The 14,129-nt window shown below is 72.4% G+C and carries 11 protein-coding genes; 10 read left to right on the forward strand and 1 reads right to left on the reverse strand.

Annotated elements, in window-relative coordinates; translation table 11 throughout:
• Window positions 1-41 precede the first annotated feature (41 nt).
• Entirely contained in the window at window positions 42-1,271 is a 1,230-nt protein-coding gene (locus tag LO763_RS09480; protein ID WP_230601732.1) for an HRDC domain-containing protein, read from the reverse strand.
• A gap of 210 nt (window positions 1,272-1,481) precedes the next feature.
• Here LO763_RS09480 and hemE point away from each other — a divergent pair, with 210 nt between their 5' ends.
• From hemE to ilvC, 10 genes are all read left to right on the forward strand, one after another.
• Complete coding sequence (gene hemE, locus LO763_RS09485; protein WP_230601733.1) at window positions 1,482-2,522, forward strand: uroporphyrinogen decarboxylase; 1,041 nt, start codon at window positions 1,482-1,484, stop codon at window positions 2,520-2,522.
• Complete coding sequence (gene hemG, locus LO763_RS09490) at window positions 2,519-4,054, forward strand: protoporphyrinogen oxidase (protein ID WP_230601734.1); 1,536 nt, start codon at window positions 2,519-2,521, stop codon at window positions 4,052-4,054. The genes hemE and hemG overlap by 4 nt, the downstream gene beginning before the upstream one ends.
• A 13-nt stretch (window positions 4,055-4,067) precedes the next feature.
• Window positions 4,068-4,781 carry a hydrogen peroxide-dependent heme synthase gene (gene hemQ, locus LO763_RS09495; RefSeq protein WP_230601735.1) on the forward strand — a complete coding sequence of 238 codons (714 nt, stop codon included), beginning with the start codon at window positions 4,068-4,070 and terminating at the stop codon, window positions 4,779-4,781.
• A complete protein-coding gene (locus tag LO763_RS09500) occupies window positions 4,781-4,993 on the forward strand; it encodes a hypothetical protein (RefSeq protein WP_230601736.1) in 213 nt (70 codons plus the stop codon). Before hemQ ends, LO763_RS09500 begins: the two co-directional genes overlap by 1 nt.
• Window positions 4,980-5,405 (forward strand): S24/S26 family peptidase, encoded by a 426-nt coding sequence (locus LO763_RS09505; RefSeq protein WP_230601737.1) that lies wholly within the window; start codon window positions 4,980-4,982, stop codon window positions 5,403-5,405. The genes LO763_RS09500 and LO763_RS09505 overlap by 14 nt, the downstream gene beginning before the upstream one ends.
• A gap of 168 nt (window positions 5,406-5,573) precedes the next feature.
• Window positions 5,574-7,418 carry a dihydroxy-acid dehydratase gene (gene ilvD / locus LO763_RS09510; protein ID WP_230601738.1) on the forward strand — a complete coding sequence of 615 codons (1,845 nt, stop codon included), beginning with the start codon at window positions 5,574-5,576 and terminating at the stop codon, window positions 7,416-7,418.
• Window positions 7,419-7,667: 249 nt separating this feature from the next.
• Window positions 7,668-10,424 carry a putative bifunctional diguanylate cyclase/phosphodiesterase gene (locus LO763_RS09515; protein ID WP_230601739.1) on the forward strand — a complete coding sequence of 919 codons (2,757 nt, stop codon included), beginning with the start codon at window positions 7,668-7,670 and terminating at the stop codon, window positions 10,422-10,424.
• A 227-nt stretch (window positions 10,425-10,651) separates the two neighbouring features.
• Window positions 10,652-12,511, forward strand: coding sequence for an acetolactate synthase large subunit (locus tag LO763_RS09520; protein ID WP_230601740.1), 1,860 nt, complete (start codon window positions 10,652-10,654; stop codon window positions 12,509-12,511).
• Window positions 12,512-13,033 carry an acetolactate synthase small subunit gene (ilvN, locus tag LO763_RS09525; RefSeq protein ID WP_230601741.1) on the forward strand — a complete coding sequence of 174 codons (522 nt, stop codon included), beginning with the start codon at window positions 12,512-12,514 and terminating at the stop codon, window positions 13,031-13,033.
• An 18-nt stretch (window positions 13,034-13,051) separates the two neighbouring features.
• A complete protein-coding gene (ilvC, locus tag LO763_RS09530; protein WP_230601742.1) occupies window positions 13,052-14,062 on the forward strand; it encodes a ketol-acid reductoisomerase in 1,011 nt (336 codons plus the stop codon).
• Window positions 14,063-14,129 lie beyond the last annotated feature (67 nt).

The following is a 14,129-nucleotide window of genomic DNA, read 5'->3' on the forward strand; positions in this document are numbered from 1 at the left end:
CGCACCCGCCCGTCGCGGCGAGGCGTTCCCCGCACCGGTGTTCAGGCAGGCAGCGGGCGGTCTTTGAGGGCCTCCGCCAGGCCCTCGGCCAGGAGCTCGATCTGCCACTCCCTCGCGCCGCCCTCGGCCAGGACCGTCCGCACGTGCCGCTCGGTGACCCGCTTCGGCGGCTCCCACGCCAGGCCCCGCACCAGCGCCGGGCTGATGAGGTTCTCCGCCGGCAGCCGGTGCTTCCCGGCCGTCTCCGCGACCACCTCGCGCGCGGCGGCGAGCCGCTCGGCCGCGACCGGGTCCCGGTCCGCCCACCGGTGCGTCGCCGGCGGCCCGTCCTGCGGCGGCGTCGTCGACGGCCACTGGTCGCCCGGCAGCGCCCGCGCCTCGGCCAGGGCCGCCAGCCACAGGCGCGCGTTCGACCGGCCGCCGCGGCGCCGGAAGCCCGACAGGCCCATCAGCTCGGCGAAGTCGGTCGGGTCCGCGGTCGCCGCCTCCACGATCGCCGCGTCCGGCAGCACCTTCCCGGGCGCGCGGTCGAGCTTGCGGGCCAGGTCGTCCCGGGCCTCCCACACCGCCCGCACGCGGGCGAGGGCCTTGGCCCCCCGCACCTTGTGGATGCCGCTGGTGCGCCGCCACGGCTCCTTGCGCGGCTTCGGCGGCCCCATGGTCCGCACGTGCTCGAACTCGGCGTGCGCCCACTCCGCCTTGCCCTGCTTGGACAGCTCCGCCGCGAGCTTGCCGCGCAGCTCGATGAGGAGCTCGACGTCGAGGGCGGCGTACACGAGCCAGTCGTGGGGGAGCGGGCGCGAGGACCAGTCGGCCGCCGAGTGCTGCTTCTCCAACCGGTGCCCGAGCAGCTGCTCGGTGATCGACGCGAGCCCGACCTTCTCGAAGTCGCACAGCCGCGCCGCCAGCTCGGTGTCGAACAGCCGCGTCGGCCGCAGCTCCAGCTCCTCCAGGCACGGCAGGTCCTGGCTCGCGGCGTGCAGGATCCACTCGGGCCCGGTGAGCGCCCGGCGCAGCGGCCCGAGGTCGTCGATCGGGATGGGGTCGACCAGGACCGAGCCCGCGCCCGCCCGCCGCAGCTGGATCAGGTACGCCCGGCCCGAGTAGCGGAAGCCCGAGGCGCGCTCGGTGTCGACGGCGATCGGCCCCGAACCGGCCTCCAGGCGTTCGGCGGCCTCGGCCAGATCGGCGGAGGTCTGGATGAGCGGGGGCATGCCTTCGCGCGGCTCGGTGAGGAGTGGTGCTTCGGGTTCGGGCTGGGGATCGGTCACCTGTTCACCGTACGGCCAGGTAACCTACGCGCGCTACTGCCCCGCCGCACAAGAGACCGATTTCCACCCGATAGTGGCCGGATAGACCGATTTATCCTCCATCGTGGACGCGGCGCCCCCGAGCGGCCCGCCACAGCGGCGCCCCGATTGCGGGCCACATCGCACTCGCCGCTGCGGGCGGCGGCCCCGGCGGCGTGGAAGGATGGCACCGTGTCCAACGCAGCAGCTTCCTCGACCCAGTCCCCGTTCCTCGCGGCCTGCCGCGGCGAGGAGCCCGCCCAGACCCCCGTCTGGTTCATGCGCCAGGCCGGGCGCTCCCTCCCCGAGTACAAGGAGGCCCGCGCCGGAACCTCCATGCTGGAGGCCTGCCGCACCCCCGAACTGGTCGCCGAGATCACCATGCAGCCGGTGCGCCGCTACGGCGTGGACGCCGCCATCTTCTTCTCCGACATCGTCGTCCCCCTCGCCGCCATCGGCGTCGACATCGAGATCGTCCCCGGCACCGGGCCCGTCGTCGCCGAGCCCTTCCGCACCGAGGCCGACGTCCAGCGCCTGCGCAACCTCGACCCCTGCGACGTCCCCTACATCACCGAGGCCATCGGCCTGCTCGTCAAGGAGCTCGGCGACACCCCCCTCATCGGCTTCGCCGGCGCCCCCTTCACCCTCGCCTCCTACCTCATCGAGGGCGGCCCCTCCCGCGACCACGCCAAGACCAAGGCGCTCATGCGCTCCGCCCCCCAGGTCTGGCACGGCATCGCCTCCCGCCTCGCCGCCATCTGCGGCGAGTTCCTCCGCGTCCAAGTAGAGGCCGGCGCCCAGGCCGTGCAGCTGTTCGACTCCTGGGCCGGCGCGCTCTCCGAGGCCGACTACCGCCGCTACGCCCTGCCGCACTCGACCGCCGCGCTCGCCGGCGTCGCGCAGTCGGTGCCGCGCATCCACTTCGGCGTCGGCACCGGCCACCTGCTCGAGGCCATGACCGAGACCGGCGCCGAGATCTCCGGCGTCGACTTCCGCATCCCCCTCGACCAGGCCGCCGCCCGCCTGCCCGACAAGGTCCTCCAGGGCAACCTCGACCCGGCCGCGATCCTCGCCGACGACGCCCCCCTCCTGGCCGAGACCGACGCCGTGCTCGCCGCCGCCAAGGGCGCCAAGGGCCACATCTTCAACCTCGGCCACGGCGTCCTGCCCGACTCCGACCCCGGGAAGCTCAAACTCGTCGTCGACCACGTGCACGAGGCCACCCGGCGATGAGCCCGATGACCCCCGCCCGCGTCACGGGCACCCCCGGCCGCACCCGCGTCCTGGTCGTGGGCGGCGGCATCACCGGCCTCGCCGCCGCGCACCGCCTCCGCGAGCGCCTCGGCCCCGACGCCGAGATCATCGTCGCCGAGCAGTCGATGCGCCTGGGCGGCAAGATCCGCACCGTCGACTTCGCCGGACGCCCGGTCGAGACCGGCGCCGAATCGCTCCTGGCCGCGCGCCCCGAGGCCATCGGCCTCGCCCGCGCCGTCGGCCTCGGCGACGCGATCGTCCACCCCGCGAACCTCAAACCCGCCCTGAGCATCGGCGGCCGCCTCGTCGACTTCCCGGCCGGGCACATGATGGGCATCCCCGGCGACCCCGCCGACGTGGCCGCCCTCGCCGACGCCAAGGAGCGCCCCGACAACGGCCTGCCGATCCTCGAGCCCGGCGCCGACATGTCCGTCGGCGCCCTCGTGCGCGAGCGCCTCGGCGACGAGGTCCTCGACCGCCTCGTCGCCCCCATGCTCGCCGGGGTCTACGCCGGCGACGTCGACCGCCTCTCCGTGCGCGCGGTCATGCCGCAGCTCGCCGCCGCCCTCGAACGCCATGCGCGCCTGACCGAAGCGGTCGCCGAGATCAAGCGGCCCACACCCGTCGCCCCACCCGCCGGCGTCGCAAGCGACGCCTCTCCCCAAACCGGAGCGGCCTCGCCGCACCTCAATCCCACACCCGCCGCGAGCGACCCCGCCCCCCGGGACGGAGCGGCCTCGCCGCGCCTCCAGGGCGCCAAACCCGTGTTCGCCACCATCGACGGCGGCCTGAACCGCCTCGTCACCGCGACCTCGGCCGCCGCGCGCGCCGAGATCCGCCTCGGCATGACCGTCCGCGAACTCCGCCAGACCCCCTACGGCTGGGAGGCCATCGCCGGGCCGGTCCCCGACCCGATCAAGATCACCGCCGACGCCCTGGTGATCGCGGTCCCCGCCTCCCCCGCGGCCGAACTGCTCCGGGCCGTCGAGCCCCAGGCCGCCGCCGCGCTCTCGGGCGTCGCCTACGCCTCGGTCGCCCTGGCCGCCTTCGCGTTCGACAGGCTCGAACTGCCCGAGCGCTCCGGGTTCCTCACGCCCGCCTCCGACGGCAAGACCGTCAAGGCCGCCACCTTCGCCTCCCAGAAATGGCCCCACCTCGGGCGCCGCCGCCAGATCGTGCGCGTCTCCATGGGCCGCCTGGGCGAGGAGGCGCTCCTCCAGTACGACGACGCGACCCTCGCCAAGACCGCCCTGCGCGAACTCGGCGAGCACCTCGGACAGCGCCTGCCCGACCCGGTCGAGCAGCGCATCGACCGCTGGGGCGGGGCGCTCCCGCAGTACACGCCCGGGCACCTCACCCGCGTGGCCGCCGCCCGCGAGGCCCTCGGCGACCACCGCCGCATCGCCATCGCCGGCGCGGCGGTCGACGGGGTCGGCATCGCCGCCTGCGTCGCCTCGGGCCGCAGCGCCGCCGAAGCCATCGCCGACCAGATCCTTGCCGACTCGAGATAAGAAGGGCCGCAACGTGACCGAACGCCAGTCCAACAACCCGAACGCGCAGCGCATCAAGGAGCTGAACGACACCATCAGGTACACCCTGTGGTCGGTGTTCCGCGTCGAGGAGCCCATGCCGTCGATCCGGCAGGACCTCGCCAGCGACATGGAGGCGTTCTTCGCGAAGCACTGCGGCGACCAGGGCGTGACGGTGCGCGGCGCCTACGACCTGACGGGCATGCGCGCCGACGCCGACCTCATGGTCTGGTGGCACGCCGAGTCCAGCGACCGGCTCCAGAAGGCCTACGCCGACTTCCGCCGCTCGCCCCTGGGCCGCCACCTCGCCCCGGTGTGGTCGAACATGGCGCTGCACCGCCCCGCCGAGTTCAATCGCAGCCACCTGCCGGCCTTCCTCACCGAGGAGCCCCGCGGCTACGTGTCCGTGTACCCGTTCGTGCGCTCCTACGAGTGGTACCTCCTGCCCGACGAGGAGCGCCGCGACCTGCTGCGCGAGCACGGGCAGATGGCCCGCGACTACCCGGACGTGCGCGCCAACACCGTCCCGGCGTTCTCGCTCGGCGACTACGAGTGGATCCTCGCCTTCGAAGCCGACGAGCTCCACCGCATCGTGGACCTCATGCGCGAGCTGCGCGCCTCCCGCGCGCGCCTCCACGTGCGCGAGGAGACCCCGTTCTTCACCGGCAGGCGCCGCAGCATCACCGACATCGTCAACGACCTGCCGTAGTGGGCGACGCATGGGGGACCGGCGTCCTCGTGGGCGGCGGCGTCGCGATCCTCGTCCTGATCGTCGGGGCGTCGCTGGCGGTGCTCGCGGTCCTCTCGGCGCTGGGGCTCACCTCGTACTCGGTGGCCCACCTGCTGCGCCGCCGCGACCGCGGGGGTCGCGACGAGAAGGACGACCCGAACGACGACGGGGGCATCGATGACCTCTTCTGAGTGGATCACGCCGCTGGCGCTGCTCCTCGCCGCGGCGCTCATGGTCGAGTCCGTGCGCCAGCTGCGGCGCCGGTGGGTCCTCGTCAAGGTCGAGGGCGCCTCGATGGAGCCGGAGCTGCGCGAGGGCGACGAGGTGCTCGCGAAGCGGACGCGCCGGATCGGGACCGGCGACATTGTGGTGGTCGCCGCGCCCGACCCGGACCTCGGCTGGGCGGAGGCCAAGCGCGCCAAGGCCCCCTGGTGGGTCAAGCGCGTCGCGGCCGGCCCCGGCGAGCCGATGCCCGGCTCGACGGCGGCGGTGCCGCCCGACCACTACTTCCTGCTCAGCGACAACCCGGCCGGCGCGGACTCGCGCCGCCACGGCCCGGTCCCGGCCCGGCTCGTGCTCGGCACCATGATTCGCAAGTTCTAGTCGCGTTTCGGGCGATGTCACACCTTGCGGGTACTATTGCGCCAGGGGTCCCTTAAGGGGATATTTCGGGAATATCATGACAACAGCCGTTTCATGTTCGACCCGACTTAGGGAATCCTAAGGTACGGGCGCTTCATCCCGCTATCCGAGACGTGGCAGACTTGAGCCATGCCAGCGCTTCGATCACGCACCTCCACCCATGGCCGCCAGATGGCCGGCGCCCGCGCGCTGTGGCGCGCCACCGGCATGACCGACTCCGACTTCGGCAAGCCGATCGTGGCCATCGCCAACTCCTACACCCAGTTCGTGCCCGGCCACGTCCACCTCAAGGACCTCGGCGAGATCGTCGCCGAGTCGATCGCCGAGGCCGGGGGCGTCTCCAAGGAGTTCCACACCATCGCCGTCGACGACGGCATCGCCATGGGCCACGAGGGCATGCTCTACTCGCTGCCCAGCCGCGAGATCATCGCCGACTCGGTCGAGTACATGGTCAACGCCCACTGCGCCGACGCGCTCGTGTGCATCTCCAACTGCGACAAGATCACCCCCGGCATGCTCATGGCCGCCATGCGCCTGAACATCCCGGTCGTCTTCGTCTCCGGCGGCCCCATGGAGGCCGGCAAGACCATCGACAAGGACGGCATCGTCACCCAGAAGCTCGACCTCATCGACCCGATGGTCGCCGCCGCCAACGACGACGTCTCCGACGCCCAGCTGCTGAAGATGGAGCAGGACGCCTGCCCCACCTGCGGCTCCTGCTCGGGCATGTTCACCGCCAACTCGATGAACTGCCTCACCGAGGCCATGGGCCTCTCCCTCCCCGGCAACGGCTCCACCCTCGCCACCCACACCGCCCGCCGCGCGCTGTTCGAGGACGCCGGGCGCACCGTCATGGACCTGGCCCGCCGCTACTACGAGCACGACGACGAGTCGGTCCTGCCGCGCAGCATCGCCAACCGGTCGGCGTTCGAGAACGCCATGGCCATGGACGTCGCCATGGGCGGCTCCACCAACACGATCCTGCACCTGCTGGCCGCCGCCCGCGAGGCCGAGCTGGAGTTCGAGGTCGCCGACATCGACGCCATCTCGCGCCGCGTCCCGTGCCTGGCGAAGGTCGCCCCCAACTCGGCGAAGTTCCACATGGAGGACTTCCACCGCGCCGGCGGCATCCCGGCCATCATGGGCGAGCTTCGCCGCGGCGGCCTCCTCCACGAGGACGTGCGCGCCGCCCACGCCGCGAGCCTCGACGAGTGGCTCGGCAAGTGGGACGTCCGCTCCGAGAGCCCCGCCCCCGAGGCGCTCGAGCTGTTCCACGCCGCCCCCGGCAACGTCCGCACCACGCAGGCCTTCTCGACCGCGAACCGCTGGAAGAGCCTCGACACCGACGCCGAGGAGGGCTGCATCCGCTCGGTCGAGCACGCCTACACCAAGGACGGCGGCCTGGCCGTCCTGTTCGGCAACCTCGCCGAGGACGGCTGCGTCGTCAAGACCGCGGGCGTCCCCGAGGAGAACTGGACCTTCACCGGCCCCGCGCACGTCTTCGAGTCCCAGGACGACGCGGTGCAGGGCATCCTCGACAAGTCCGTCAAGGAGGGCGAGGTCGTCGTCATCCGCTACGAGGGCCCCAAGGGCGGCCCCGGCATGCAGGAGATGCTGTACCCGACCTCGTTCCTCAAGGGCCGCGGCCTCGGCCGCAAGTGCGCGCTCATCACCGACGGCCGCTTCTCCGGCGGCACCTCCGGCCTCTCGATCGGGCACATCAGCCCCGAGGCCGCGGGCGGGGGCCTGATCGCGCTCGTCGAGGACGGCGACGTCATCGAGATCGACATCCCGGGCCGCCGCCTGGAGCTCAAGGTCGAGGACGCGGTCCTGGCCGAGCGCCGCGTGGCCCAGGAGAAGCGCGAGCAGCCGTTCACGCCCGTGGACCGCGCCCGCACGGTCTCGCGCGCCCTCCAGGCGTACGCCGCGATGGCCACGCCCGCCAGCGACGGCGCCGTCCGCAAGGTGCCGTAACACGTCCGAACCGGTCGGCGGGGTCCCCTTCGGGCCCCGCCGTTCGCGTTCCCCCCGCCCTGCGAACGCCTCGAACGCCTGGTGGCGCCCCCGGCCGCCGCCCCGCGCCCGCCCCGCCGGAGCCGCCGGCGGCCCGCCGCCCGGCGCCGGGCGCTTCCGCCGTCCGGCACATCCCGAGGGCCCGATGCCGAATCGCCGCACCATGCGGCATTCTGTAAAGCACGAGGCTTCCTACGATTGGGCCAGTGGATGACGCCAACCCCCCGCCGCGTCCGGCAGCTGCTGTCGTGGATCGCGACCGCCGCAGTCTGGTGCTCCGTGCTCGCCGCCGCGGTCGCCGTCGCCGCCCGCACCTCCCTCCGGTTCATCGACCTCGACACCGCCGCGGCCCTCGGCAGCATCGGCGCCGCCGGCGCCGGGCTCCTCATGTGGCGGGCGGCCGGGCACGTCGCCGCGGGGCGCCGCGTCACCTACCAGCTCATGGCCGCGGGCATCCAGACCACCGCGGCCGCCGTGGCCGCCGCCTGCTGGCTCCCGACGACCGCCGCCGACGTCGCCGCCGGGTGCGGCTTCTCGGCCGCCGTCGTCCTCTCCGCGCTCGCCCTGCTGCGCCTGCCCGACAGCGGCTGGGCGCCCCAGGGCGTCCAGCGCCGCCTCGTCGACGGCGCCTTCGTGGGGCTGTGCGCCCTCTTCGGCCTCTGGCTCCTGGTCGCGCGGCCCCTGTTCAAGGAGTTCCGCGGCCACCTCGCCGACGGCGACCTCGCCATCGTCATCCCCGCGATGATGGGCATCGTCATGCTCGGCGTCGGGTTCACCACCACCTTCCGCATCCGGCGCTGGCGCCGCCGCCACGCCTTCGCCTACATCGCGGTCTTCGCCGTCCACTTCACCGGGATGGCCCTGTACGCCTCCTGGCAGTGGGACCGGCCCGAGGAGCGCGTCCTGTGGTGGTCGGTCGCCTGGGTCGCCACCTGCGCGGGCCTCCTCGGCGTCACCTACCTCGCCCGCAACCAGAAGCCCGCCCCGATCGACAAGCCCAACTACCCGGGCGTCCACTACACGGTCATGGCCGGGGCCGCCGCCTTCGCCGCCGCGGCCGTGCTCATCCACGGCGCCGGGGCCGGGGCCGTCCCGCTCGACGCGGCCCTCATCGGCCTCGCCGCCACCGCGACCCTCGCCGCGCGGCTGATCCTCACCTACCTCGACGTCCGGCGCGTCGCCACCGAGGGGGCCGCCCGCCAGCGCCGGCTCACCGCCATCGTGGGCGTCGCCTCCGACACCGTGCTCGTCCTCGATCCCGACCTCACCGTCACCTGGCAGCCCGAGGACTCCGCGTGGCGGCCCGCCACCGACGGGGGCCGCTGCGTCGGCGCGTCCTTCCTCGAGCTCGTCCACGTCGACGACCGCCGCGGCGCCGAGGAGGACCTGCGCAGCCTCCTCGACGGCCTCGGGCACGCCGCCGGGCAGGTCTCGCTGAACATCCGCGTCCGCGACTCCTCGCGGCGCTGGCGCCACACCGAGACCGTCGTCTCGGACCTGCGCGGCCGGCCCCAGGTGCGCGGCCTGGTGGCCCGCATGGAGGACGTGGGGGCGCGGCGCAGCCTGGAGACCGAGCTCGCCCGCCTGGCCTACACCGACCCGCTCACCGGGCTCGCGAACCGCCGCGCGCTCCTCCAGTCCCTGGAGGACGGCGTCGCCGCCGAGGAGAACCAGACCGCGCTGCTCCTGCTCGACCTCGACGGGTTCAAGAACGTCAACGACACGCGCGGCCACGACTTCGGCGACGAGCTGCTCGTGGAGGTGTCGCGCCGCATCAAGGAGCTCCTGCGGCCCACCGACGTCGGGGCGCGCCTGGGCGGCGACGAGTTCGCGATCCTGCTGCGCGCCAGCTGGGCCGAGGCCGTCGCCACTGCGAAGGTCCTCGTCGAGCGCCTCGCCGAGCCGTACGAGTTCCACGACGACTCGACCGTGTTCGTCACCGGGTCGGTCGGGATCGCCACGGCCGGGGAGGGGCTCGGGGACCCCGAGATCCTGCTGCGCAACGCCGACCTCGCCCTGCGCGCCGCCAAGCAGGCCGGGAAGAACCGCTACGCGACCTACGACGCCGACTTCGACCGCCGGGTGCGGCGCAGGAACGAGCTCACCCAGGAGCTGCGCGGCGCGATCGACCGCGACGAGCTGCGCCTGGTCTACCAGCCGGTCTTCTCCGTCGCCGACCGCTCCATCGTGGGCGCCGAGGCGCTCATGCGCTGGCGGCACCCGCGCCTGGGCCAGGTCAGCCCGGGGGAGTTCGTCCCCGCCGCGACCGAGTCGGGCATGACCCAGGACCTCTCGGTGTGGGCGGTCAACCGCGCCGCCGAGCAGCTCGCGCAGTGGCACTCGGCCGGGATCAAGGCCTGGATCTCGGTGAACGTCTCGGTGAAGGAACTGCACACCGCCCTGTTCGCCACCGAGGTCAACACCGCGCTCATCGCCGCGGGCGTGCCCGCCCGCCGCCTCGTGCTCGAGGTCACCGAGCACGACTTCTCGCACCAGATGAACACCCTCGTGGCCCAGCTGGGGGCCCTGCGCGGCGCGGGCGTGCGGATCGCCCTGGACGACTTCGGGTCCGGGTACTCCTCGCTCGGCCAGCTCGACCGGCTCCCGGTCGACATCCTCAAGATCGACCGCGACCTCATCGCCAAGGACGACGGCGGCGTCGGGCCGCTCGCGGCGGTCACGGTCGAGCTCGGGCGCCTGCTCGGCATGGAGGTCATCGCCGAGGGCGTCGAGACCGACCTCCAGCTCAACGCCATGATCGCGGCCGAGGCCCCGCTGGTGCAGGGCTACCTGCTCGCCAAGCCCATGGAGCCCGACGACCTGACGCGCTGGCTCACCGAGGAGCCGAAGGCCCTCGCCGCCGAGCCCGCCGGCGCCGACGCGGCCCCCGATGCCGCAGACGGCGCGGACGCCGATCCCGACGGCGGCGACACGCCGACCGACGTCCCGGAGTCTGAGAAAAGTTGACTCACGGGCCGGAATCGTGCATTCTGGGGAGCGTGCCGAAGCAGAACTACGACATCGCCGCGACCGAGGCCTTCGCCGCCCGGCCGCTCGTCGTAGTACTTATCTAGCGCACCGTCGTTCTCCGACGGTGCGCTCGCCCCGTGCGTCTTAGCACGCGGGCGATTTTTTCTGCCCGCGGAACGACGCAGCATGTCGAACCAGCCACATCTCCCTATTGGACGAAGGACATGAGCACACCAGTGAAGGCACCGAAGCCAGGGCCGCAGGCTGCCAAAGCTCAGCCCGCCAGGCCGAAGGCACCCAGGCCGGCTCCTCCGATCGGCGCTCCCGCCGCAGCGCCCGTCCTCACCGGCGCGCAGGCCGTCGTCCGCGCGCTCGAGGAGCTCGAGGTCGACACGGTCTTCGGGATCCCCGGAGGCGCGATCCTCCCCGCCTACGACCCGCTGCTGGACTCCCAGCAGGTGCGCCACATCCTCGTCCGCCACGAGCAGGGCGCCGGCCACGCCGCCCAGGGCTACGCCCTCGCCACCGGCAGGGTCGGCGTGTGCATGGCCACCTCGGGCCCCGGCGCGACCAACCTGGTGACCCCGCTGGCCGACGCCCACATGGACTCGGTCCCGATCGTCGCCATCACCGGCCAGGTCGCCTCGACCGCGATCGGCACGGACGCCTTCCAGGAGGCCGACATCGTCGGCATCACGATGCCGATCACCAAGCACTCCTACCTGGTGACCACCGGCGAGGAGATCCCGCGGGTGCTCGCCGAGGCCTTCCACGTGGCCTCCACGGGTCGCCCCGGCCCGGTCCTGGTCGACATCCCCAAGGACATCCTCAGCGGCACGGCCCCGTTCGTGTGGCCTCCCAAGATGGACCTCCCCGGCTACCGGCCCACGACCCAGCCCCACGGCAAGCAGATCCGCGAGGCCGCCTCGCTGATCGCCGAGGCCAGGCGCCCGGTGCTCTACGTCGGCGGCGGCGTCGTCAAGTCCGGCGCGCACGCCGAGCTGCGCGAGCTCGCCGAGCTGACCGGCGCGCCCGTGATCACCACCCTGATGGCCCGCGGCGCCTTCCCCGACTCGCACCCGCAGCACCTGGGCATGCCCGGCATGCACGGCACGGTGCCCGCCGTCCACGCGCTCCAGAAGTCCGACCTCATCGTGGCCCTGGGCGCCCGCTTCGACGACCGCGTCACCGGCAAGCTCGACACCTTCGCGCCCGAGGCCAAGATCGTCCACGTCGACATCGACCCGGCCGAGATCGGCAAGAACCGCGAGGCGGACGTCCCGATCGTGGGCGACTGCAAGGCCGCCATCGCGGCCATGACCGAGGCCTACGGCGACGTCGGCAAGGAGCGCCTGAAGCCCTGGTGGGAGACGCTCGACGACCTGCGCGGGCGCTACCCCCTGGGCTACACCGACATCGACGACGGCCTCCTGACCCCGCAGTGGGTCATCCAGCGCCTCGGCGAGCTCGCCCCCGAGGGCACCATCTGGACCGCGGGGGTGGGCCAGCACCAGATGTGGGCCTCGCAGTTCATCAACTACGAGACCCCGGGCACGTTCCTCAACTCGGGGGGCCTGGGCACCATGGGCTTCGCCGTCCCGGCCGCCATGGGCGCCAAGATGGGCCGGATGGACCGCCCGGTGTGGGCCGTCGACGGCGACGGGTGCTTCCAGATGACCAACCAGGAGCTGGCGACCTGCGCGATCGAGGGCATCCCGATCAAGGTCGCGGTCATCAACAACGGCAACCTCGGCATGGTGCGCCAGTGGCAGACCCTGTTCTACGAGCAGCGGTACTCGAACACGAACCTGTCGACCCACCACTCCGAGGCGTCCCCGCGCGTCCCCGACTTCGTGAAGCTGGCCGAGGCCCTCGGCTGCGTCGGCCTCCGCGCCGAGACGCCCGAGGAGGTCGACGCGATCATCGCGCAGGCCAACGCCATCAACGACCGTCCCGTGGTCGTCGACTTCACGGTCGGCCCCGACGCCATGGTGTGGCCGATGGTCCCGGCCGGGGTCTCCAACGACGAGATCCTGTACGCGCGCGACGTGCGCCCGAACTTCGAAGACGAGGGGCAGATCTAGATGACCACGCACACGCTCTCCGTCCTCGTCGAGAACAAGCCGGGCGTCCTCGCCCGCGTGGCCGCCCTCTTCTCCAGGCGCGGCTTCAACATCGACTCCCTCGCCGTCGGCGAGACCGAGCACCCCGGCGTCAGCCGCATCACCATCGTGGTGGACGTCGAGGCGGGCTCGCTGGAGCAGGTCACCAAGCAGCTCAACAAGCTCATCCACGTCCTGAAGATCGTGGAGCTGGAAGCGGGCTCCTCCGTGCAGCGCGAACTGCTGCTGGTGAAGGTCCGCGCCGACGCCGCCACCCGCGGCCAGGTGATCGCCGCCGCCGAGCTGTTCAAGGCCCGCTCGGTCGACGTCACACCCGACACGGTCACCTTCGAGGTCACCGGGAACTCCGACAAGATCGAGGCGTTCCTGGAAGTCCTGGAGCCGTTCGGGATCAAGGAGCTCGTCCAGTCGGGGACGGTCGCGCTGGGGCGCGGCGCCAAGTCGATGGCGTCGCTGTCGCGCTATGTCTCACCGAACCAGTAAAGGAAGAGAAGTACACACATGTCCGCTGAAGTGTTCTACGACGACGACGCCGACCTGGCCCTCATCCAGGGCAAGAAGGTCGCCGTCCTCGGCTACGGCTCGCAGGGCCACGCCCACTCGCTGAGCCTCCGCGACTCCGGGGTCGAGGTCGTGATCGGCCTGCAGGAGGGCTCGAAGTCGCGTCCGAAGGCCGAGGAGGCGGGCCTGAAGGTGCTCACCCCGGCCGAGGCCGCCGCGTGGGCCGACGTCATCATGATCCTCGTCCCGGACACCGTGCAGGCCAAGCTGTACGCCGCCGAGATCGCCCCGAACCTGTCCGCCGGGAACAGCCTGTTCTTCGGCCACGGCTTCAACATCCGCTACGACCTGATCCAGGCCCCGGCCGACGTGAACGTCGCCATGGTCGCCCCGAAGGGCCCGGGCCACATGGTCCGCCGCCAGTTCGTGGACGGCAAGGGCGTCCCCGCGCTCGTCGCGGTGGAGCAGGACCCGTCGGGCGACACCCAGGCGGTGGCGCTGTCGTACGCGAAGGCGATCGGCGGCACCCGCGCGGGCGTCCTGAAGACCACCTTCAAGGAGGAGACCGAGACCGACCTGTTCGGCGAGCAGGTCGTGCTCTGCGGCGGCACCGCCGAGCTCATCCGCGCGGGCTTCGAGACCCTGGTGGAGGCCGGCTACGCGCCGGAGGCCGCCTACTTCGAGTGCCTGCACGAGCTGAAGCTGATCGTGGACATGATCTACGAGGGCGGCCTCACCAACATGTGGTACTCGGTGTCGGACACCGCCGAGTACGGCGGCGTCTCGCGCGGCTCGCGGATCGTCACCGACGAGACCCGCAAGGAGATGAAGCGCATCCTGGGCGAGATCCAGGACGGCACCTTCGCGAAGGAGTGGGTCGCGGAGTCCGAGAAGCGCGAGAACTTCAAGAAGCTCCAGGCCGTGCAGACCGACAACCAGCTCGAAGAGGTCGGCAAGAAGATGCGCGACCTCATGCCGTGGGTCCAGCGCAAGATCACGGAAACCGCCTAGACAGGACAGTTTCCGAGGCCTGATGAGCCGGGGATCGCGAAGCGGTCCCCGGCTCTCGTCTCCCAGG

It is taken from the genome of Glycomyces amatae, from assembly GCF_020991375.1.
GTDB lineage: Bacteria > Actinomycetota > Actinomycetes > Mycobacteriales > Micromonosporaceae > Glycomyces > Glycomyces amatae.

Bases quoted from the DNA above. Each gene is read 5' to 3' on its own strand.
- ilvD (WP_230601738.1), top strand. From the start codon at position 5,574: ATGCCAGCGCTTCGATCACGCACCTCCACCCATGGCCGCCAGATGGCC.
- ilvC (WP_230601742.1), top strand. From the start codon at position 13,052: ATGTCCGCTGAAGTGTTCTACGACGACGACGCCGACCTGGCCCTCATC.
- ilvN (WP_230601741.1), top strand. From the start codon at position 12,512: ATGACCACGCACACGCTCTCCGTCCTCGTCGAGAACAAGCCGGGCGTC.
- LO763_RS09515 (WP_230601739.1), top strand. From the start codon at position 7,668: ATGACGCCAACCCCCCGCCGCGTCCGGCAGCTGCTGTCGTGGATCGCG.
- hemG (WP_230601734.1), top strand. From the start codon at position 2,519: ATGAGCCCGATGACCCCCGCCCGCGTCACGGGCACCCCCGGCCGCACC.
- LO763_RS09520 (WP_230601740.1), top strand. From the start codon at position 10,652: ATGAGCACACCAGTGAAGGCACCGAAGCCAGGGCCGCAGGCTGCCAAA.
- LO763_RS09505 (WP_230601737.1), top strand. From the start codon at position 4,980: ATGACCTCTTCTGAGTGGATCACGCCGCTGGCGCTGCTCCTCGCCGCG.